General features: G+C 41.4%; 16 protein-coding genes. All 16 read right to left on the reverse strand.

Annotated elements, in window-relative coordinates; all coding sequences use genetic code 11:
- Positions 1-94: 94 nt before the first annotated feature.
- Positions 95-937 (reverse strand): hypothetical protein, encoded by an 843-nt coding sequence (locus GSQ19_RS28920; RefSeq protein ID WP_011316852.1) that lies wholly within the window; start codon positions 935-937, stop codon positions 95-97.
- 28 nt (positions 938-965) lie between these two features.
- The gene (locus tag GSQ19_RS28925) at positions 966-2,384 is read right to left on the reverse strand and encodes a DUF6884 domain-containing protein (protein ID WP_011316853.1); all 1,419 of its coding nucleotides are present in this window, start codon (positions 2,382-2,384) and stop codon (positions 966-968) included.
- 73 nt (positions 2,385-2,457) lie between these two features.
- Entirely contained in the window at positions 2,458-2,658 is a 201-nt protein-coding gene (locus tag GSQ19_RS28930; protein WP_041457387.1) for a hypothetical protein, read from the reverse strand.
- Complete coding sequence (locus GSQ19_RS28935) at positions 2,636-3,469, reverse strand: hypothetical protein (RefSeq protein WP_011316855.1); 834 nt, start codon at positions 3,467-3,469, stop codon at positions 2,636-2,638. The genes GSQ19_RS28930 and GSQ19_RS28935 overlap by 23 nt, the downstream gene beginning before the upstream one ends.
- Before the next feature lie 298 nt (positions 3,470-3,767).
- On the reverse strand, positions 3,768-6,275 hold the full coding sequence (locus tag GSQ19_RS28940; RefSeq protein ID WP_011316856.1) for a type 2 periplasmic-binding domain-containing protein: 2,508 nt from the start codon (positions 6,273-6,275) through the stop codon (positions 3,768-3,770).
- An 86-nt stretch (positions 6,276-6,361) separates the two neighbouring features.
- On the reverse strand, positions 6,362-8,128 hold the full coding sequence (locus GSQ19_RS28945; protein WP_041457403.1) for a type IV secretory system conjugative DNA transfer family protein: 1,767 nt from the start codon (positions 8,126-8,128) through the stop codon (positions 6,362-6,364).
- Between the two features lie 143 nt (positions 8,129-8,271).
- Positions 8,272-9,684, reverse strand: a complete 1,413-nt coding sequence (locus GSQ19_RS28950) for a hypothetical protein (RefSeq protein WP_011316858.1) — start codon at positions 9,682-9,684, stop codon at positions 8,272-8,274.
- Between the two features lie 5 nt (positions 9,685-9,689).
- Positions 9,690-10,541, reverse strand: coding sequence for a hypothetical protein (locus GSQ19_RS28955; protein ID WP_011316859.1), 852 nt, complete (start codon positions 10,539-10,541; stop codon positions 9,690-9,692).
- Positions 10,538-12,367, reverse strand: a complete 1,830-nt coding sequence (locus GSQ19_RS28960; protein WP_011316860.1) for a TrbI/VirB10 family protein — start codon at positions 12,365-12,367, stop codon at positions 10,538-10,540. The genes GSQ19_RS28955 and GSQ19_RS28960 overlap by 4 nt, the downstream gene beginning before the upstream one ends.
- A 24-nt stretch (positions 12,368-12,391) precedes the next feature.
- The gene (locus GSQ19_RS28965) at positions 12,392-13,168 is read right to left on the reverse strand and encodes a hypothetical protein (protein ID WP_011316861.1); all 777 of its coding nucleotides are present in this window, start codon (positions 13,166-13,168) and stop codon (positions 12,392-12,394) included.
- Positions 13,169-13,202: 34 nt separating this feature from the next.
- On the reverse strand, positions 13,203-13,568 hold the full coding sequence (locus tag GSQ19_RS28970) for a four helix bundle protein (RefSeq protein WP_011316862.1): 366 nt from the start codon (positions 13,566-13,568) through the stop codon (positions 13,203-13,205).
- Positions 13,569-13,609: 41 nt separating this feature from the next.
- Positions 13,610-14,761 carry a hypothetical protein gene (locus tag GSQ19_RS28975; RefSeq protein ID WP_011316863.1) on the reverse strand — a complete coding sequence of 384 codons (1,152 nt, stop codon included), beginning with the start codon at positions 14,759-14,761 and terminating at the stop codon, positions 13,610-13,612.
- 70 nt (positions 14,762-14,831) lie between these two features.
- Positions 14,832-15,563: a hypothetical protein gene (locus tag GSQ19_RS28980; protein ID WP_011316864.1), complete on the reverse strand. Its 732-nt coding sequence runs from the start codon at positions 15,561-15,563 to the stop codon at positions 14,832-14,834.
- Positions 15,564-15,745: 182 nt separating this feature from the next.
- Positions 15,746-17,041: an RNA-guided endonuclease InsQ/TnpB family protein gene (locus tag GSQ19_RS28985; protein WP_011316865.1), complete on the reverse strand. Its 1,296-nt coding sequence runs from the start codon at positions 17,039-17,041 to the stop codon at positions 15,746-15,748.
- A 196-nt stretch (positions 17,042-17,237) separates the two neighbouring features.
- A complete protein-coding gene (locus GSQ19_RS28990; protein ID WP_011316866.1) occupies positions 17,238-20,045 on the reverse strand; it encodes a hypothetical protein in 2,808 nt (935 codons plus the stop codon).
- A 42-nt stretch (positions 20,046-20,087) separates the two neighbouring features.
- A complete protein-coding gene (locus GSQ19_RS28995) occupies positions 20,088-20,423 on the reverse strand; it encodes a hypothetical protein (protein ID WP_011316867.1) in 336 nt (111 codons plus the stop codon).
- Between the last annotated feature and the right edge of the window lie 62 nt (positions 20,424-20,485).

A 20,485-nucleotide genomic window follows, 5' to 3' on the forward strand; every position in this document is an offset into this window, starting at 1 on the left:
AACTAGCTTTCTGAATTCGTTGAATTGGTATTGCGTTTTTATTTCCTAATCTGTTGTGTATTATTAATGCACAACAGCCTAATCAATATATGATTTAAACGTGGTGAAGGATAATATTTATCGCATCTTGAGTGCTAATTTTATATTGTGTAGCAAGTTTATTCATGTTGGCTTCACCATTTGCATGATCTTTGATGATTGCTCGAACAATGTTTGGTGAAACATTAATCTCACTATTGGTAACGACTGGTTTGGGTAAAGTTTGAGAAATAAATAATTCTTTTCTTCTTAATACATGTATTTGACGATAATGTTCTTTTCTGGGTATCCACAGACAATTACCAGGGGCAAAGTCACTCTCTTGATCAATACGAGATATCACTGTTCCTTCGGGTGCTAATCCCATATCTTTTAGAAATTGGGTAAAGTTATCACGCCAGGATGCATCAACTTCAATTCCGCACCCGCCATGATATTTGTACTGATGGTGGTTCTTGTTATAGCAGATACGCTTGATGTGTAACCAGGAGTTATACTCGTGGCTTTTGCAGTGACCGTGGATAGTTTTATCGGTCTTGAGGCTGTCCCGTTGCAAACAGCCGCAACTTTGTGTAAGCCCTCTTTTTAAGCTATTTTTACTAACATATTTTTGGGTTCCGCATCTGCATAAGGTAAGGAGGAGTAGTTCACCCCTTTTCCCCTTAACTTCTACATCAGATATAACTTTTAGTCTCCCAAAATTTGCACCAACTGGGATAGATTCTTTTCTTTTCTTACAACCGCAGTTAGTAGAGCGACCATTGGTGAGAGTGTGACTGTAGACAAGTTTTTGAGTTCCACAATCACACTTACATAATACTTGCTTTCCTTGTTTTTCTAATACAGTCCAACTACCGAATTTTCCACTTATATTAATTACGCGCTTTGTAGTCTCCATAAATCATTTTGGTGTTATTACTGCTGGGTTAAATATTTAAAACAAGCTGTTTTTCTTGCTCCAGTTCCTTCTTTATCCAAGCAAGTTGTTGTCCAATGGCTAGGTGCTGCATGGGTACTTTTGTCTCGTATCCCTTCGCTTGTAAAATGGGTGTTACCTCCTGTCTGTAAAGCTTGCCCGTCAAGAATACAAACTCTATTTCCAAAGACGCAACTTGTATAAGGTTTTCTGCTACTTGTTCCGCCCATAGTATACGTTCTTGATGAGATAAGGAATAGGGGGATTTATCGTAGGGCTTGATGATTGTTTCTGGGTTAAGAACTTGATGTAAAGGTGACAGGATATACCATCTTGATTCTTTTTCTTCTACGTAGCGACGGCAAGCTTGAAAGTGCTGCGAACAATATAAGTCTTTGGCGGCAGCAGAGTAGGGAAGCTGCTTGCCACATCCAGCAACCAGGTAGATTTTTTCCTTGGGAATGAATTTTCTGTAAGTGCCGATCGCCAGATTGAGGTTGTGGGCGATTCTTCCCATAGTATGCGTCCGTCCTTTGTTTGTTAACCGAGGGTCAATCCTATGTCGGTTAAGAACCCTGCAAACATTACAGTTGCACTTTGGCGTGCAGTAGGCTGGCATCCGAATTAATTTTTCCTCATTGCTGACGAACATCCCACCGCCTAGTCCTTCTCGGATAAAAGTTGAACCATCAAAGGATAATCCCATCTGAGTAAAAGCTTTGGCATACTGGGGCGAACATAGTCCAAAAACGTGTAGATGAACATTTGGCTCGTGCGATACTCCTGCGGAGTCGCTGCGCGATGGCGAAACGCCCGCCTTGTCCTGTCGGACACGCTTCGCGAACGGCGATACTCGTTCCGAGTCACTTCGTGAACGCACAACTTCAGTGATTGTTTTGATAATGTGCAAGTTAGTTGAATACTCCCTCGCCTGAGGAACAAGGCCACCGATGCCAAGATGGCGGTATCCTAGTCCCAGAAGATATTTTGCTACTTCAAGGCGTTCACTGAGAGACTGCCCGTGGATGACTGCTAGGGGGATTCTATTAGGAACATAACTTTTAGCAAGTTGGATAAATGTTTTTGCTTGTTGAAGGTTATATTCGTGCCGTTCTCTAATATTTTCTCCTACAAGTAAATGGTCAGGACAAACAATAATATCACCGACTTTTGAACGTTCTCGATATCTATGAATAGACCAGTGGGCATCAACATATTTACCGTTGAGAGTAGGAATATCTTGGTCACGGTAGTTAAACGATCCACAGTCATGAATAATCAGACTATCTGGAACAATTTCTGCTTTTGTAGCGAGTGAGTATAGCCAGCCCGCAGGCTGATATTCAAGCAAGTGCCAAATCGGGATTTTTTCACCCTTGATTTTGAGAAAATCACTCTTACCTAGTACTGGATAAAAACCTAGTTTCATAGTATTTAAACGAGCAAATTTTGAATTTTATTCGTTAAGTTAACCCTCTGCTTGGAGAGGGCTAATTGCTCAATTACTTTCTGTATTTATTGGAAATACTTAGAAGATACTGCCGCCAACGATTAGAGACTTTAGTAGCAAGAGTGCTAATATCACTTGCTGCAATTTCTTCTGCTTCAGTTTCAAAAGCATCATCAAAGTGGCTCTTGGCGTGATACTCCATACCATCAAAGTAAATATTGAAGCTAGGGTTAAGTTGAAAATCTTGAATCATATTTATATCCTTCCTGGGGAAGATATAAACCCTTATTCTGTTCTGCTAGTCTATTTTTTTCATAATTATCAAGAATCATTTTCTTAAATTCTTCCCTTGTTGCTTGTAAGTCGCGGAATATTTTGTTAGTGGGATAGAAGAATACCGACTGTTGACGGCTGTAAAACCAGACTAGTTGATTGATACGATAGGTGTCATTGCTATCAAGCAGAACATAACTAATTTGTTGGTAAAAATTTTCTAGGGAGAAAGGACGCTTCTTGGCAGTTGTTCGTACATCAATAAGAGTATTTCCAGCGATTATTTGGCAATCAGCACCTCCAAGATATTCACTTAAAGGGTATGAAGCATTGCAGGTGATATTTCCACTCACTTGATTAGCTACAGTTTGCCAAGTACGGGGTAAAATACCGATAATTTGAGATGTATCTTGAATACTAGGAAGCCATTTTTTGAAATATTCTGGTTCAAGTTTAAGGGTTTTTTCTCCTTGTAGAAAAGGTTGAATAATTTCATGTATGTTACGGCTACGTGCATAATTTTCTAATGCGCCCAGCAGCATACACTTTAGAGATTCTTCTTCAAGGGAAGTTGAATTGGTAACGCAGTAATCAAAAGCATATTCTATTTTGAGGGCTTTGGCTCCAACCTGAGCAAGACAATTAGTAAACCATGTTTTATCTTCATAGATGCTTCCTAAATATTTAGCAAGTGCTTTGGCGATCGCATTTCCTACCAATGGAAAATCTACACCATCAACTGGACTGATAATTTCTTGATTTTCTAATAGTTGGTTATGGCTAGTAATCATTTTAATAACTGTTTGGTTTAGTCTAGAGTCAAACCATCCCCTGATAGGTGAATTTCTATTTTTTAATTCAGATGTTAAGCTCACTTTTTAATTTTTCGCTTGAAATACTACATTGAGTATCTGCGTGAGCTTTACGTAGTAATTTTTCGTTAAATTGTGTTATTTAACACAATAAACTAATCATTAAAATAAATGAAAAGCTTGTTGAATTTGAAATTTGCAACTGATGTAAAGCGTAACTTCTAAACCCAAGTTTTTATATTGTTAATGCAACTTTGCAAACTTGGTAATGGGTAATTTATAGTTCAACTTCTCTTGACTTGGTTTTAGGTGCAGCAGCGACAGTTTGCTTTTGAGGAGAGGGTATGTGTTCAGTAGGGGTATATTGCTGCCGAATTTCTTCTCCTCGCCATACTTGTAAGTCATTCATAATATCTTTAAGCGGAACAAAATCGACTACTGTTTCTCCTTGCTTTTGTGCCTCAGTTGCCTTGTAGGTCATAATCTTGAAGTACATCTCTCGCTGATCGGCAATTGGTAACTTGCTGTTGTTCTCATTTATCCGTTGTAGAATTTCTTCATTGCCTTGATTCATTGCCCCTCCCCAGTCAGGGCCACCATGCTTGACCATATTTGCCCATTCCTCGGCGATGTAAGGGTGAACTGTGACAGGCAGATCGCCAACTGCTTGTATTACTCGTTTTTTGGGTGCAGATGCGGCTGTGGGAGTAGATTGTTCGTTACCAAAAATTTGTTCCAGGTTGAGTTTGCTGGCGTTTTGGGCAATAAACTTAATTTGGTTGATATCGTACTCAGAGATATTCATCTTGCTGACTTCTTTGGTAATGCCAGCTTCGGTTTTAGTTAGGTCAAACCGGACAAGTTCCTGAGTACCTTTTTCTTCGGTAGTTTTAAATAATTGCAAGCTGGCTCGATTTTTTTCGGGGTTGCGCGATCGCTTGATGGTAAATTCACCTACTGTAAGTTCTTCCTTATCAGCCTGGATGAGGACATTATTCAGGGTGTGCAACATCTCATTTTGTTTAAATACTTCCAGCGTTTTAATTGTGCCGGCAGGTGCAAGACTTCCCAAGCTGTTTGCTACATCACGGATATCGGCATTGTTGAGGTCAGGTAGCTTGCCATTGTCGCCTAAGTATTCTGCCACCATGAGAAACTCCTGACGTTCAACAGGTAACATCTCTGTAGGCTTTTTCGTGATTTTCGGTTCCTCTTTTTTGTTGAGTTTAAAATCCATCAAAGAGTTCTCCCACCCAAATAATTCATCACTGCGGCGATGAATGCTAACAGTGTCTCCCTGTTGGCGAATCACAAATGTATCGCTACGGTAAATACGTGAACCATCTTGTTCAAGAGTGCCGTATTTTTTTAACATTGCGATCGCAGTTTCAGCAATGTCTTTATTTTCCCCGTTATAACGTTCTTCCCGCGCTTGTTTATTATTAATTTGATAAATAGGTACTTCAACCTGACGCGCCCACTGCTGCGCTGCTGGTTCTACATCTTGAGAATTAGCTACTTCTTGATAGGTAAATTCAGGTGCATATTTTTTTCGATTATTAGCCGCTTGTTCCTCTGGCTCTTGTGCAAAAAACTGATTGGAAGTTACATTTTTATTTACCTCCTCTTCAGCTTGATTTTGAGATTGCTGGTTACTATTAACTATCCGTCGAATTTGAATAGTTGCTTCGGACTGTGCGATTTTTTCTTGAAGATTATTGACCACATCATCTTCAAAACTGTTATCTACCTCTATTTCAACAGATAAGTTGATTTCTTGATTTATAGACGAACTGTTTTCGCTGGTTTCATTTTGTAGTAACTGCTGTGAAGTATTTGATTTGACTGCTTGAATGTTAGTTTCAGATTGTTCGCTGAGTGTCTGCTCTACTGCTTCAGGATAGTCTTTGACTACAGGAGACTGATAATAATCAACATCTGGTGGGGAGTCAAAGTCGGGTGGATTACTAATATCGATATCATCTATAAAACCTACCGCAGCTTCCTCTTCTTCATAAGACAAATTAATTGGTGTGGTTACAATTTCAGAATTTAATGGTTGATTATCTTCGTTCAGTATTACTGATAAATTATCTAATGATGGAGTTACTTCTGTTATATCTGTGTTTCCATTATCAAATAATAACTCTTTTGTATCTTTATAATTGTTAATAGTGTCAGCAGAGGGAGGTAGTAGCTTAACTAGTGGTTCACTGGCCACATCTATTATTTCATCTGGAGTAAGTATTTCAGTGACCAGATTAGTTGTACATTTACCTTCGCTATTTTGTTCGTAGATAACGATTTGTTTTTCTGAACCATCTGACTCTAGATAAGCTGTAATTTTCAGAGTATTATCACTTGTTTGCTGATAATCACTATTGAAATTAGGTACATCTTCTACTAATCTTGCAGCAATTGTTTGTGCTTGATAGTCAGTAAAAGGTTCAGTTTCTATTGTGTATTGACCTTCTACTAATAAATCGGGCATTAACACAATATTAGTTTCTTGATTGCTTTTTATACTTTGGCTGCTTAAATCTACCTTTTCCCATTTATATGCACCAGGGGTAGATTCATCAGGTACAAGATTGTAAATATCTTTGCCAACTTCAACTGCAATTTTACTTGCTTCTTGAGCTTCTTTGAGTTTTTCGAGAATTACTTTAGTTATCTTAGTAAGTGCATTGATTAGGCTTTTACTTAATTCTCGACTTGTTTGAATTGCAGTATCGGCTGTACCTAAATATGATTCATTAATTTGAGTGTGTCTGGAGTCAAACATATATTAAATGTGGTAACAATAATCTATAAATTCAAACAGTCTGACTGTACTTTATAAAAACCAGTTGGTCATTAAATTTAAAGTTTTTAGAAAAAGCTCTTGTACGCATCAACAGGTAAAGGTGCATTGCCCGCTTGTACGGGTGCTTGTGGGATAGGGAACTTCCGATCTACTTCCTTGACTCGTAAATCTAAATCTTCCTGTGTGGGTTTTTTCTGGGTACTTTTCCTAGCAAGCTCTTTGATGAGTTTATCCCAGTTAGCGTCATTTTCTTGTTCTAATCCAATGATATATTTGGGGATTCTGATATTTTTTAATAGTGGTACTGAACCCTCATTTTTATTGCTATAAGCTGGGTTGATAAATAGACATTTACCAGGTGGTAATTTAAGGAATTGGGCTGGCTCGAATAGCTTGCGAGTCCGTTCTTGTTCGCTGATAGATGTGCTGGCTTTACCCCCTCCCGTTGAGCGGGATTTTTGTTTATATTTAATTTCCTCTTCACCTAAATATGCAGAAAATAATCGTGCTGATTCTTCTTCACCAGGATTAAAAACAAATTTTGTACCGCACGCACCAAGGATAGCTTTAGAGATTTCTTTACCATAAATCTTTTCAAGCTGACCCATATTTTGCCAACCCAGGATACCGCAGAATCCTTCGGAACGAGATTCATTAAGCCATCTAAATAAATCTGGAAGGAAGATACTTGGCAACTCGTCAAGACACACCACTAATGGGCCGTCTTCCTTACGTTTTTTGGCAATACTACGGGAAACTACCATGTGAAGAATACTGGTCATCAGAGGGCTGACAGCATCGCGGCGTTCGCGGTCTAACCCGAAGATAATCATCTGTTTGCGTTTTACCTCCAAGGGCAAGGTTGTTTTACCGACAAAGCATCCCAATGTACCCCTTGCCATGAACCGGGTGAACATCAATGAAGCACTACCAGCGATACCCGCTACAGTTTTCTCTGAGCCAGCCGAGCTAAATAATTGACCAAAAGCTATCCTAATCCAGGGGTTTAGTTCGGCTGCCATCAAGCGTTCGACCATCTTCTCGCTAGAAAGTATTGCCGCTGCCGTCATAATATCAGCGCGATCGTCAAACTCTTTGGTTAGCATTAAAATAGCCTGGGTCAACTGGTCGCCGGCGGGGCCAAAGAAGGCATCCTCAGACGCATTACCTAACAGGCGGAAGTTTTTGTTAATTACCGTAGCTAACTGCCGTGCGGTTTCAGCATCGCTACTGTCACGCAAGAAATCGATTGGGTTACATACCTCTGATTCGGGAAATCCCGGTGCAAAGATATGTACGTCATACCCCTTGGATTTGGCATAACTGGCGATTTTGGCTTGACTAGCATACTTAAAATCGTATAATACGATACCAAAATCTTGGTCAATTGCTGAGTAAATCATCGGGTTGATAGCCGAGAATGATTTACCACTACCAGGTGCGCCAATTACAGCAGTTCCGCGTTGGACATCGGGTACATAAACTGGAACTCCCCCACTCCCCTGGGGTGATTTTTGACCCTTGTATCTATGTACTCCAATATATAAACTGGCACTATCACATTTAGGAGCGACGATTTGCTTGAGAGCTTTTTTCTTAGCTTGAGCGGTTTCCTTTGCTCCACCCCAATAGCTAGTAGCAAGCTTGCCTTTTTTACCATTACTAAAAAGCTGTAGAAGCAACAATAAGCCAATTCCCCCAGCAAGTGCCAAACCTTGAGGTGACATGAGCTTATCTGTATATTTACTAAAGTCAGTATTGCTATTTTTATTGTTTGCTTTTACTTCTCTAACTGTCTTAGTTTTAGCAGTTGCAAACAGATGATTATTCATATTAATCTGTGTTAATTGCATGAGGAAATTGAAGAAATATGCGGTGAAGTGAAGTTGCATATTTCTTCATTAGTTATCTGGTGTGTCCTCTCCAAGTCAAACGTTAAAGAGGATAAATTCTTCTATGATTGCCTTTTTACTTGTTAATTTTTAGGTACGGTGAGGGGCGTACCAAGGATAATTGGGTCTATCTCGCGGTAGGTGAAGAAGGGAACAGGGCCAATGAAGTAGGGCGAGCAGCCTAAGTCAACCCACCCCCGCTTGCAGATACGGAAGAACATCGCGGTGGTGATACTTCCGTCCGCCTCGTTAATATCCCAGATGACTTGTTTAAATGATTTTCCAAAGGGGTGGCGACCTGTGGGTTCTTTTCCACCGTTGAGACTGCCCAAGATGCCAAATCCGCCTTTAACTTTTTGGTCTTTGCCGGACATCCATTGTGCGCCAGTCACAATATCGCTACCCGAAACTTCAATGTGACCACAGGTTTTCTCGCACGGGACATTAAACCCAGCTTGATAGCTACCACTTATTGACTTCCAGCGTCCACTTTCAAGCGAACCGAGGGGTAAGTCTACTTTGCCGATAAAGCTAACATCGGGGATGGGAACACTGGGGAACCGATCAAACGGCACATCAGCTAATCCCGGAACCTTACCAATTGTTGTGTTTTGCCAGTTAGTAAAGTCTTTTAGCTGTGCATCCTCAATACCAGGGATACTGGTGAGTTTATATTTATCAAGTTTGATATACTCACCAAGTTCCACTTCTCCCAGTTGGGGATAATTGTCCAGCACCTCACCAACAGTTTGGTAGCTTGCGGTGCTGCCTGTAACTTTGGTCACTAGTTCTTGAATTGGTGGGATGGCTGCGATTTCTGAATCTTCTAAATTAGGAATTGCTTCGGCGAGGTCTTCGAGTGTTTGCCAATCGAGTGTTTCAAAATCTGACAGTTTGAGATTTTTGAGTTGAATGCCCGTGATGTCAGCGATATCTTTAAGCGTGAAATCTTCAATATTGAACTCAGTTGCCTCAAAATCACCCAGTTCCATGACTTCAGCAAGGCTTTGTCCAGCACTCCAGGTGCGTGTCTCCTTCATACCAGGGTTTTTGATATTGGGGAATTCAACGCTGCCAGCACCGCCAAATTTCATATTTCTAAACGTGATACTGCTCCAATCGGGAGTAGGTGCGCCATTGACGTATTTTGTTGCAACCGGCTGTGGCTGTTTGGTTTGTTTTGTCTTATTTATCGAAGTGTTCAAATTTGAATACTTCGATGAAACTGTTTGAGCTACCGCTTTATCGCCGAATAAGAGACTGCCGATATTATAGCTACTTCCATATCGGATTAACCCATGTAGGGCAAGCCCAGCAATAAGTCCTGCAACCATTAGGTAGCGTAATTTATTAAACTTTTCTATCCGATACTCAAGCCCTCGATTGGTTTTGTTGTGAGTGGTTTCCTGACTTGCAGCTCTCACTGGTACAATCGCAGTTACTTCTGCTGTAGTATCTAAAATTTGGTTGTTAGAGGTGAGATTTTCGTTATACATCACTGTTATTTAAAAATTGTTTTACCTGGGTTTTTTGTTGTCAGAGGGTTATTGCGCTGTGGTGGTATTTCTAACAAGCGCTTTCCACCCAGTAGCATGAGTTTTTCAACCAATTGCATTGATACTCCGGCGGTGCTGGCGGCAACGACAAGTTCCTCTCCTTGCGATCGCAACTCAACAAGTTGGTTCAGACGCTTCCAAAGCTTGCTGTCTGTCGTAACCCACTGGTTTTTTAGAGCAACTTGCATTCCTTTGGCGATATGTCTGCTATCAGATAATGCGGTGTAACTGACCTTTGGTTTTACTTCTTCAGGTTTGCTGGGAGTGTCGCCAATAATTTCAATTTGGCTGTACTCTGGTGTGCCACTGCCCGCTACAATCCGGAAGTGATAGCTTTTCTTTGTTGAGCCAGATTCGGTAATCACCGTCATGTGCGCCCCGGAAGGAGCTGGTGGTAAACCGGGGATTTTGACTGTCTCGATGCGGCGAATGTGAATTAGTCCTGCACCCGTACTGTTACTAGAACACTTACCCAAGCCCTCAAGACATCCATCTACATCAAAAACAAACCTAGATGGGTCATCCAGCCAGATTTTCTTGATAATTTCTTTGGTGTTGTAGAACGATATTGATACCCCATGTCCAGGCCACACCTTAACTGTCTGCAATTGGGCATTTTCCCCTGACACCTGGGACGCTGCAACTTGACGGATAGTACTTGCCAGTACAAGTTGGTTTGGTGCAAACATGGTGGCGATGGTAAGGCACCCACCAAAGGCGATTGCGCGGAGCGCAGTGCCAGAGGCAATCGCCCAAGGCATCCTTAAACTAAAATCGGCTATATCTCTTAGTTTCACAGCTTGATTGACCTATCGACTTTGATTGTGATTTTGGTGTCTTTAGGCACATACCAAACATTGGGACGGCGGTTGATTTCGTCAGTAGCACGTTCTGTCCGCTTGCTGAGTGTTTCGCCAAGTTTGCCAAAAGCACCTTCAAGGAAAGCAGCTCCCAGGTTGCGATTGTTATTGCGGCTGCGGGTTCTTGTCCCACCTAAAGGCAAATCTTCTGTGATTTCTTCATCCGGCTGGTTAATAATTTCCCCTACCTTGGCAAGACCAGCTATTGTCCCTAATGTGGCATCATATTTGGCAATTTCAGATCCCTTGTCGTCGTAAGGTCTGGCGATTAGGGGTGAACCCGCCTCTCCCAAAACTGATATTGTTCCAGGTGATAGAGGATATTCTGTGCCGTCTTTAAGAATAGCCGCGACTTCGGCACGCACACCTGATGTGCTATCAACCGAAATCATAGCGATAGTTACCTGCGTTCCGGCGGGAATGGCTATTTCCCCAGTATTGCTATAAAGCGGCTCGTTCAACCGGGCGACAAACCGTAATGTATTTGTCTGTTCTTGGGAACGAGCGTTATTACTGGTTTGAGGCATAACGAGCGGAGTTACCAGGGTTGCACTTGCAAACGAACCGACAACTAAATACTGCGGTTGTGTTTCTTGGAGTATCTGCGCTTCTTCTGGCAGGTAGTTATTTGCAACTTGTTCGATTTGCTGAGTGTAGTTGTTTTCTTTGTTACTAGCAAAACTGGATTCTACGGTCTTTTCTTTGTCAAGTTCCAAGCTAATTTGTGGCTCGTTTACTGAGAAGCTATAAATAACTGGCACGGCTTGATTGTTATCTTTGTCATCAGTATTGCTATACTCTGGAGTACCGTTGTTTGTAGTTACAGGTTGCCAACGCGGGCGCAGTTCTTCAACTTGATTAGGGGTATTGGTAATTGTTTCGGTATTCTCGCTGCGTCGGCTACGGCGACGACGGGAGCGATCGCTATTTTGTTCTGCTGGGCGTAATGTTTCTTCAGTTTTAGCTGTAACTTCTGGTACTGTTGTGTTTGTAGGTTCGCTGATAGTAGTGCTGGCTAGCATATACTCAACTCGACCAACCGAACCCAGGTTACGCAGGCGTTCGAGTTCGGCTATTGGATCTTTGGCGACACTCTGGTTGCTGGCAACTGTTTGTTTGGCAAATTTTGGCAGAGGAGCGCTAGGACGCAGAGGTGGTATTGGCTGTGAAGCCACTACTCTACGTGTTGGTCTAACAGGTTCGGGTGTTTCTTCCCGGTATACACGTCTTCTGGAAGTAGGGGGAGTTTCTTGAGCAACTACCCTTCGTTGTCGAATAGAACGGGTTCTCTCTTGGTTTTTGGCTTGTTCTTCTTCAGTAGCTTCTTTTTTCTCCTCTTTGTCTTCTGTGTTAGCTTTACCATTTAGGGCATCAAGTTCTTCCTGTTGCTTGGCGAGAGCAAGCTTGGCATAAACATCGCCTTCTTTTTTCTCAGATGCGGCAACCGTGGGAGTTGGAGTAGTAGTTAATTCTGGTTTTTTGGCATTTTTACCACCCCCATTCATCATGCCGTTGAGGACAACAAATATAACTAGAAACCCAGCACCAAATGCACCACCAATAATTCCTAATCTTGACCAGGGAGATGTAACAAAGTCGTGTTTAGTTTGGATTAACGCGGCGTCTTCTACTTCAGTTTCATCTTCTTCAACCACCTCAAATTGCAAATTTTCAACTTCATCTTCTTCTGCCCTATCGATTGGTAAAAGACTATTTACTGAAGATATATGTTTATTGGAAGCCTCATTCTCTAGCTGTAACATAGTTCTATGCTTGATTAATGATTTTTATTTCTTACCGAGGTTATAATCAACGATTTGAGTAATTTCTAAACCTGGTTCTCGTATTAAATAAATTTTCTTATCGAGTTCAGTTGGCTTATTTGGTAACTTGGGAGTATCGACAGCTTCGACAGTAATTGTTTTGTTAAATGCAATTCCTTTGCCTTGGTTTTCGTTCCTATTAAAGCTGACGAGCGTAGCGATATAATCAACTTCCCACTGTCCATCCTTGATTTTTCTGGGTTCAGAGATATGGCGGGTGACGAGTGAAACTTGAACTTCACCGTTAAATACACCACTTGGAACGATTTCTGCTAATTTCTTGAGAAAGTTTGCCCGGAAATCTTGATTTTCAGATAGTGCAAATGCAGCTTCCCAGGCTCTAGTGGGAATTTTTTTTCTACTATTTTTTGTTGTTTGAATATCTATTCCCCTATCAGGTTTAGTAACATTTTCGCCATTCTCTGTTGCTTCGATTATTCCGTTCCATCCGAACATTTTAATCATGCTATCTGAGATAAAGCGTTTGATAGTTTCGGCTTCGCGTTCGTTGGGAGCAGCAAATTTACCAGGTGAAATAGACCCATCTTGGAGTTGAACTATCGTCATGCCTTTGACATGATGATTTGTGCTAGCACTCATGCCAATATTTATTATTTGCAATAGGGTAGATAAGATAGTTCCTCCTGCTGTTACGGCGATCGCCATTGCAATAGGTGTGGACGTAGATTGCCCATAACTGAGGAGCCGAGCTGGTTGAGATTTAGACTTAGGTTTAAGCATATTTATTTGTTAATTACAAAGAAGAACTCAGGAGTCAGGAGTCAGAATTCAGAATGGAATTAGCGTAGCCTGTTAGTAGCCTACTAACTTCCTCAAGTTGAAGCATTAATCCTGAAATGTCACCATAGTCAAGGTCTTTTGAAAGAATTAGATAGTAGCGACATTCTTCTAAAGAACCTTGTGCAATGTTTAAAAAACGAACTTTATCTGCTGCTCCTTTTTTCTTAAAACCCTCAGCTATATTTGCTGCAATAGAGATTGCTGCTCGTCTAAATTGGGAGGTAAGTCCATATATTTCCGATTTAGGGAACTGACTAGTAAATTGATATACCAATAAAACAAACTGGTGTGCTTTTTGCCAAACTATCAAATCTTGAAATGTTTTGGCTGGCTGTCTCATTTATTCTGACTCCTGAATTCTGACTTCTGAATTCTGATTTATTACTTTTTAACTTTGATTTTGGAACTAACAAATTTGGTGGCATTGACAGCAACCGTAGCAGTTGTACTTGCTCCACCTGTAGCGATTCCTGCTGCAATTTCAGAGCCAAATGCTACTGTTTTACCTAATCCTGTCCAAACAGCTATTCCACCACCTGCGGCTAATGCAGATGCAAGGATAGGAGAAACTAACCCAACAAAAAGCAGAAATATCATCGGTTGATTTTGTTCGGAATTAGCGATAAGTTGTCCGCACAAACCAATAATCATGTTGAAGCAGAGTTTCGCCATTCCAACGGTGAAATAACCAGTTAGCCAAGCGAAAATAGGTTTTGCGCCAAAGGGGAGTAGCGAACCGCCTATTGCCAACGGGCCAAGTAGGGCAGTTAAAAGCATCGTGAATTCTATACCCCATTGGTAAGCGTTATTGAGGGCGAGGAGGATAACTGCGACAAATCCAGTAATCATCGAACCGATTGTACTGGTGATAGTATTACCAATCTTTTCGGCGATTTGACCAGGGGAGAGATTTTCGAGCGCGTCTTTAGCATCAGATAAAGCCTGAAGTGGGTTAAATTCCCAACTACCGCTATCGGGGGCTTCTCCTTTAAATAGATCGGGCGCAGAGGTTTTGAGTTCTGCTTCTGCTTGTTGCAAGCAGGTGATTGAATCTTGCGTGTTACCAGGGATGGAGCGGCATCTTTCCATTGCCGCCCCTACTTGCTGCTGGAGGGCAATATTGCCGACTGCGCGGTTGAATGCTACTTCTAGGTTGGCTCCGGCAGCAGTAAATTCCAGGATGTCATTATTAACAGTATTAATGTATCCCCGGATGGCAAGTGTTCCACTTCTAAGTAAAGTGCCATTGTTAGCTAGTAGTCCGATCACCAGAATGGGCCATATCAAACTGGAGAGAGCTTTCATATCTTCTTGATTTATCCAGTTTTTGCCTAACTCAACCATAAAAAGGGTGAGTGTAGCGATCGCAAAAAACTGACCAACTTTGCACATGGAGCCGTACAAGTTACCGTTGAGGGTTTCTTGCCAAAGTTCATTGAAACCTTCTGCTACTAATTGCGCTCCAGCTGACGCATTTTCTAAAATGTCTTGCCCGAAGAATGGGTCGGTTGCAATTACAAGATGTTCTAACATGGTCTGTATTATGTACCTGATAGAGAGTTGGTCATCTCAATTGCAGAGATGACCAACTAATTAGGGTGAATTATTCACCTGCGGTAGTTTTGAGACTGCTAAACCCACTGATTTCGATATACTGGGCGCTGATACCGTCCATCATCAGGTTTTGACGACGGCGATCGCTTGCCCCCTGTTCGGCAAGTTGAGATAGCATTAGGTTAGTTTGCTGGGCATCGTGCCGTGTTTGCAGTCCGTCAATGCGAGATTGACCCAACATTGAGACAATTTGCGAGTTTTGGGCGGCAATGACCTTGAGGATGTTTTGTGAAGCATCCATTGGTTGTGCAGATTCTGCGAGTTCTTTGGCCTCGGCTACAGTTTGTTGAGTTGCTTCTATCTCATTTTTGGTACGTTCCTGACCGACTTCCCCTAAGACGCTGGCGATCGTAGCGCGGGTGGTTTCTCTCTCCAGTTCGTTAGCTGCACTGACCGCAGCTTCAACTGTGTTGCTTTCATTCCAGTTACCCTTGCTCTTAAGTTGCTCTTTGAGCTTTTCGGCTGAGTTTACTGGATCTGGCATATCCATACTGCCAGTCTGAATAGCAGTTTTAGCTTCGCCTTTCATCCCACCCCATTTATTAGTTCCTGAAGTGAGTTCCTTTTTGGTTTCCTCAAAATAGTTATTGAATTTCCCTAAAACCTTGAAGAAGTCGTCAATTGAAAAGGCATAACTGGGTGCTGTACCGAGTAAAGTAACCAGACCAATTATTGACCCGATTATTACTCCTTTCTTAGTAAACTTGAATTTTGGTTTCATACTTTTCGTGGATAAAATAATCAATGTGGCAATTAAAGTTAAGCCACTTGTTTATGAGTTATTGATTCTTCTTGTTATAAATACAGATTATTCTTAGTTTTTCTTCTATAATTTATGCTGACTTTAATGGCTGATTGTTATTGTTATCCATTGACTACTCCCCTGAATGAATTCAAGGGATTCTAAGAGGATGCTACGCGACGGGTTAAAGCCTCGTTGCTTTGCTTCTTATTAGCTGTCACCCAGATATAGATCCGGGTGGGGTGAGTCAAAGCACCCCTAGACACTCCACTTAAATCAAGTCCAAGTTTTGTGCTTACTTTACGGATGATATTGGCTGCACCGTTGCAGTCTGCATTGATGCACCAATTCATTGCCGTTCTAAACAATCCTCGTTTCACTCTGCGTCCAGAAGATTTCCAACTATCGGGTTTTTCACCGTGTTTTGGGAGCATGTCACCATCAACAAATGATGCTGCTGATGTGTTAGCTTCTTCTGTCTCCACGAACTCTATACCGTGTTGTTGGCATAGTTGCTCAATCCGTGCTTTGAGTCTTGCTGTGGGGATTTGGACAAATTGTTGGTTACGCTTTTTACCTAAATCAATCTCTTGCTTGATGCCTTGACCCCACCCAAATACGACTCTACCAATGCGATTGTCTAAGCAGTGATTAATAACAATTCGGGCACCCTTATTGATAGCATCTCTGATTTGGCGGTTGCGTTTCTCGGTGATATCGGCAAGGTTATTAGACCAAAAACCTTGAGGTTTATTCTCTTTAATTGTTGACACTCGTTTGTTGTACCAACGATTTAAACTCTTAAGATGCCGACCATCAATAATAAAACTTGTTCCTACATTAGAGACGCAAGTTAACCAGTTATTCAACCCGTGATCAATACCTAAAACTCTGCTTTTATCTACGTCCGACTTTACGGTATTAGTTTTGTAGATAAACTCAGCATAAAAGCAACGGTTTCTAGGTAAAATTCGTAACTCTTTAATGTCCTCAAACCTCAAATTTGATGGCATTGGTAAAGTGAAAGAATCTAGCTTGAACCACACTTTTACCTGCGAACCGAGTGGTATTCTAATCTGTCCATCCTTTAGCCTTAGTGCCTGCTTTGGATAACTAACTAAATTGAAACCATTCTTTCTGTACTTTGGTGGTCTAGGTTTATCTGCTAATTCGCCACGATTATACAAAGCGTTAAGCTGCTTGAATGACGCAAACGATTCATACACAGAACGGCATAATTGCTGCGCTGCTTGAGAATAGAGTGTTTGAAAATGACGGTTTGATTTCATTTCGCTATCTAACTCAAACTTGGTTATATAACGTTTTGCTTTAAACCATATTTGACGAGCATAGTAGACGGCACAATTTGATAGTTTATTTGCTTCAGAACAGATAAACTCTAAAATTCCTTTTAATTCTTTATCCGCGTGAATCAAAACTTGTTGACAACCGTACAAAGAAATCACCTCATTAATATTATTAATTATCTCATTATTTGCGAGTTTATAATGTTAAGATTGCGTAGAAACACTGTTCGCGTTACCCTACGGTAAGGCTTTTCTACAAGATGCTACGCGAACGCCTACATTCCTTTTATAAAGTACGAAACATACAACTATGTTGCTTTGTTAATTTTGCTCAGGGACTTTCACGCTATCGCTGATTTTTTAGTAATTGTTGTGCTTCTTGACTTAACTCATCTCCCCGAAGCAGTTGTATATAGCTTTCTGAAAATTTCACCATACCCAGCATTGGATTATCGGCATATTTATTGAGAAATAGAGTGCGTAATTCTTGCTCATTCGGGTTATTTGCTACTGCTGCAAGTAAGCAATAAGCAGGATAATATCTACAGAAAGTAAGTTTGCCATTGTCATCAAGTAACCACTGTGAATAAATACTTTCGCGTTTGGGAAAGAATGCTTCGGTACTATTACGCGAGATAATTTCATAAGGATATTTAAACCTGTTCACAAATGGGTCAACTGCCGATGTTTGAATCCGACCGATCAGGCGGGTTGTGATGTTAGCAAATATCTTGGAAGCAGACTTACTTTGGAAAATACTTTCTGGTTCTTGGGCAGATAAAATTACACGTATACCTGCTTTTGCACCGTTAGCGCAGAGTCTACCAATTAGCTCGGCTATGCTCTCAAAATTGAATAAAATCGGTGCTTCGTCTAAGAAAAATATTGATACTTTAGATGATAAAGCTCTACGTAAGGCTGCGGAATAGGCACTCAGGGCAAGGACTGCGGCATCGGCTTCACTCCCAAGCGATCGCAGTGCGAATACAAGCAATCGAGCATCAGTTTTAAAGCTAGATGGATTGGCGATTGACTGCCCAACTCGTGAATTTAGCCAAAACTTTAATCGCAATCTGATTTGGTCAAGGGCATCGAGAATTTCTTTACTATTATTGGTGATGGAATCGAGTTTTATAAACCCAGGCGAACAATAATTATAGAAATCTTTAAGTGTGGGAATATCTGCCCATTCAGGTGTTCCTAATCCATTTTCTAGTGCTAGCTTGTACCGAAGCTTGATATCTTCATCGTTATAAAAAGTTTCAATTGTGATTGTAATAATACTTTCAATATTTGATACCGTTGTCGGACTTACCCCTACAGGATTTGTTCCTAGTACCATAATCATTAATGTGGATTTCAAGAATTCCTTGAAATCGGTCATCCTTTCTTTAATAACTTCAGGCTCATACCCCCTTAAATCAGGTAATTCAAATAGATTGTTAGACTCTTTACTAATATCGAAATACGCTCCTTCCTCTCCCATAAATTTGGTGTAGTCAGTAAACGTACTAGTACCATCGGGTTTGGGATAATCAAGTGCAATTACGGGAATGTTTTGAGCCAAGGCAGGTGTTAATAGACCTGCTACTAAGACAGATTTACCCGCACGAGTAGTACCAAAAATGGCGAGATTTTTGTGCTGCTTGTACAAATCAAGATGTACTGGGGTTCCTCCCTCTTCAGCAATTAGCTCAAACCCGGATTTATCTCCCGTAGCTGTTCTAACTATCGGCATGAGTCCGGGAACTTCTGATGAGAAATAAGGCAGGCGACGGTTAAATGGCCTTGTAAGTAGGTTTTCCCAAACAACAGGTACACATTGTAACCATGTTTTCCAGGCATACTCGATTTCTCTCTCAACTACAGCAGGGCGCAAGAAGCAGCTAGAAAGGTATTGACAAGCTTCATCAAGTTTTTGACGACTGTGGCGATGGACACAAAAAACAACAGCAGTATGAATCGGGAGACTGCCTCTGAGGATAGTTTCTTGTGCCTTAACTGCCTCCTCGATGTTCATGTTGGCTTTTACGTCAATTGACCCCTTCTCTGAAGACATGGCACTGGAGGTAATTGACTGTTTGGTAATCCGTTGCAGAGCAGTTTTGGCAAGTCCCTGGTTGGCTTTAGATAGCTGGCAGATAATCTCAGTGTCGGAGATTTTTTCTTTAGATATTACTTCCCACAGATATCGAAGCTGGGCGTATTCATCTACCCAGCCTTGGGGCTTTTCGCTAAACTGAAGAACGCCGATATACCTGTCTTGCAGTCTTACCCAGCTGCGATCGAGAAACGGGACAGATTTTTCATTCTCCAGCATCAGGTGGCGAATGTGGAAATCGCTAGTTTGAACTTCTCGAAGTCCTTCTTCATCTAATATGAGGGGATTGGGAACTTTGGGTGCATCGCTACGGTTAAATTGGCTCCAAAGAATTGACCATACTTCCTCACTCGTGACTGCTCGTACTGAAAGCCCCATCGAGTTTGTCAAAAGTTGTTCCCACCGTTGAAACCCAGAGGTAAAACTATCCCGTAAAATTGTTTCAATTCGTTCTTGCCGAACACCGTGAATTTGTCCAGTAAATTGGAACCAGGCATTTTGCAATTGTTTGATAGTTTTTTCAATTGCATCATTTGAGCGACTGTCTTCTGAAGCCAGGACACTATAGGTACACCAGAAACGTAAAAACTTATTTTTACGAGTTCCTGCTTTAGTGAGTTCTCTTGCCCGCAGACGTTCCGATCGCACTAATAAAGTTAGTTGCTCTAGGTCGCAGTTATCCTCTATCTTTTTTAGTTCCTGCTGCCGGAGAAAATCATCAGTGAACGAACCAAGATGAATTGTTAAGGTTTCGCGTTCGGGAAGTTCTTTGAGTCCGCCCTCAATATTTTCAAAAATCGGGAGAATCTGTTCTTCTGGTAAAGACGGGTGGACTCCTTGTACGTCGAAGCAGAACTTAATTTGAATATCTTCTTTTTTCTGGAGGATGAGTGCGCCGATATCTCTACGACCAGCAAGTGAGATACTTGCAATCCCGGCTAAATGAGTAATATCCTCGAACGGTGTTAGGTTTTTGACAACACCTAATTGTTCGGTATCGAGGGATTTTTTACCAATTTTGTCCTTTGTTTTCGTGGAGGCGGTCGAACTCATAGCCTGTAGTCTCGTTCGGTGATATTTTTTACTGGAGCAGCTTTATCTGCGTTTTTTCAGCTGGTGCTTTTTCTGGGATTGAGGTTGTAAAGGATTAACGAGAGAAACAAAAGGTTTATAGCCACGGGTGATGCGGGGTGTGCCGACAAACTTACCGAAGAAGGCTTTGTTGGAACTTACCGTCCACCAAGTTGCCCATCCCCAAGCAGTTACAATTCCGGTTGCGAGCCAGGAAGCTTGCATAAAACCCTTGACTACTATGTAGGAGATGAGAGCGATCGCACTCCAAGGAACAATTTGGTCGGCGGGGAATGGCCCAAGGCGTGGCTGTTCTCCTAATACGCGGTTGACAGTACGAAATTCCCGTTCTCTGCCCATTATTACGAAAGACAAAAGTCAGTTTTTGAAATTTTGATGAGTGGCACTTGTGGAATTGTGCC

Origin of the sequence: Trichormus variabilis 0441, assembly GCF_009856605.1 — a bacterium.
Lineage (GTDB): Bacteria > Cyanobacteriota > Cyanobacteriia > Cyanobacteriales > Nostocaceae > Trichormus > Trichormus variabilis.